2 protein-coding genes and 2 pseudogenes are annotated in these 1,512 nt (G+C 72.8%); 1 reads left to right on the top strand and 3 read right to left on the bottom strand.

The window, feature by feature from the left end; genetic code table 11:
* The 3 genes and pseudogenes from ACVNF4_RS35880 to ACVNF4_RS35870 all read right to left on the bottom strand — a co-directional run.
* The coding region (locus ACVNF4_RS35880) for a flavodoxin domain-containing protein (RefSeq protein WP_461807015.1) at positions 1 to 166 on the bottom strand (166 nt) is incomplete at its 3' end.
* A gap of 17 nt (positions 167 to 183) precedes the next feature.
* A complete protein-coding gene (locus ACVNF4_RS35875) occupies positions 184 to 852 on the bottom strand; it encodes a CBS domain-containing protein (RefSeq protein WP_461807014.1) in 669 nt (222 codons plus the stop codon).
* 13 nt (positions 853 to 865) lie between these two features.
* Positions 866 to 1,393: pseudogene (locus tag ACVNF4_RS35870) on the bottom strand (acetate--CoA ligase family protein); the annotation flags it as partial.
* Here ACVNF4_RS35870 and ACVNF4_RS35865 point away from each other — a divergent pair.
* Positions 1,393 to 1,512 (top strand): annotated as a pseudogene (locus ACVNF4_RS35865) (argininosuccinate synthase domain-containing protein); the annotation flags it as partial. The pseudogenes ACVNF4_RS35870 and ACVNF4_RS35865 sit on opposite strands and share 1 nt — an antisense overlap.

Below are 1,512 nucleotides of genomic sequence, written 5' to 3'. Positions count from 1 at the left end.
ACAGCGCGCCGCCGACGACGACCGCGTCGTACGGGGCCAGGTCCTTCACGGCACCGGCGGGGCGCACCTCGACGGTCAGGCCCCGTTCGCGCAGGGCGGCGGCGACGGCCTCGGCGATGCGGGCCGTGGAGCCGTTGGTGGTGCCGTGGGCGATCAGGATGGTCATGACGTGCTCCTTTCCTGTCACGGTTCTTCGCGGTTGTGGGTGTCGTCCAGGCGGTGGGTCAGCTGGTCCAGGACGTCCACCACGCCGTCGACACGGCGGGTCATGGCCACCGCGATCTCGGTGTCGCTCCGGCGTTCCAGCCGCCCGCGCAGCGTCACCACGCCCTCCGTCACGAAGACGTCGACGCCGAACGGAGGCAGCAGCAGACCACGGACGAGGACCTCGTCCACGATCTCGGCGCGGATCTCCGGGTCAGGCCGCAGGAACACCCGGAGCAGGTCGCTGCGGGTGACGATGCCGACGAGCCGGTCCTCCACGTCGAGGACCGGGAGCCGCTCCACATGGTGCTCGGCCATGGTGCGGGCGGCTTCCGCGATGGAGTCCTCGGCGTGCACGGTGACCGGCGGCCAGGACATGAGCTGCCCCGCCGTACGGGCCTTCGCCTTGGCGGCCCGGCGCCGGGCCGCCCGGGTCAGCCGGGCCGGAGCGGGAGGTTCGGCAGCGGCCCGGCGCAGCAGCAGGTCGGTCTCGGAGACCACCCCGAGGACTTTGTCGTCGCCGTCCACCACCGGCAGTCCGCTGATGCGGTGCTCGGCCAGGAGCCGCGCGACCTCCTTGAACGAGGTGTCGCGCACGGTGCGGACGACGTCCGAGGTCATCACGGAGCCCACCATGTCGTGCTTCATATCGGTTTCCTTCTCACCTGAGTCGGCGCAGGTAGGGGTCGTGGGCCCGGTGCGGCAGCAGCCGTATCCGGGCGTCGAGCACGGTGACGCCGTCCGGCGCGACGAGGACCGGGTTGAAGTCGGCCTCGGCGAGCTGCGGCAGGTCGGCCGCCATCCGGGACAGCCGCAGGAGCAGCTGCTCCAGGTCCCCCGACGCCAGTGGGCCGGCGCCGTCCGTGCCGGACAGCAGGGGCGCGCAGCGCGGGGACGTCATCAGGTCGTGCACGTCGTGGTCGGTGAGCGGGGCGAGGCGGGCCGCGTGGTCGGCGAGGACCTCCGTCGCCGTCCCGCCGAGACCGAACAGGACGAGCGGGCCGAACACCCCGTCCTGGACGACCCCCGCGAACAGCTCCGTGCCCCGCCCCGCGAGCGCCTGCACCAGCACCCCGGTCGTCCGCTCCCCGAAACGCTCCGTCAGCTCCCGGAAGGCGGCCCGGACCTGGGCGTCACCACGCAGATCGAGCCGGACGGCACCCTCGGCGCTCTTGTGCGCCGGACCCGGCAGCTGGAGCGGTCGAGGCCGAGGTGGCCGACGCGAAGGACGAGTTCGCCGAGGAGTACTGCCTCCCCGCGATCAAGGCCAACGCCCTCTACATGGACCGCTACCCGCTGGTCTCCGCG

This window comes from Streptomyces sp. S6, from assembly GCF_054880855.1.
This window is presented reverse-complemented; position numbering and strand designations above follow the sequence as displayed.

Coding starts and splice junctions, on each gene's coding strand:
- ACVNF4_RS35875 (WP_461807014.1), bottom strand. CDS start 852: ATGAAGCACGACATGGTGGGCTCCGTGATGACCTCGGACGTCGTCCGC.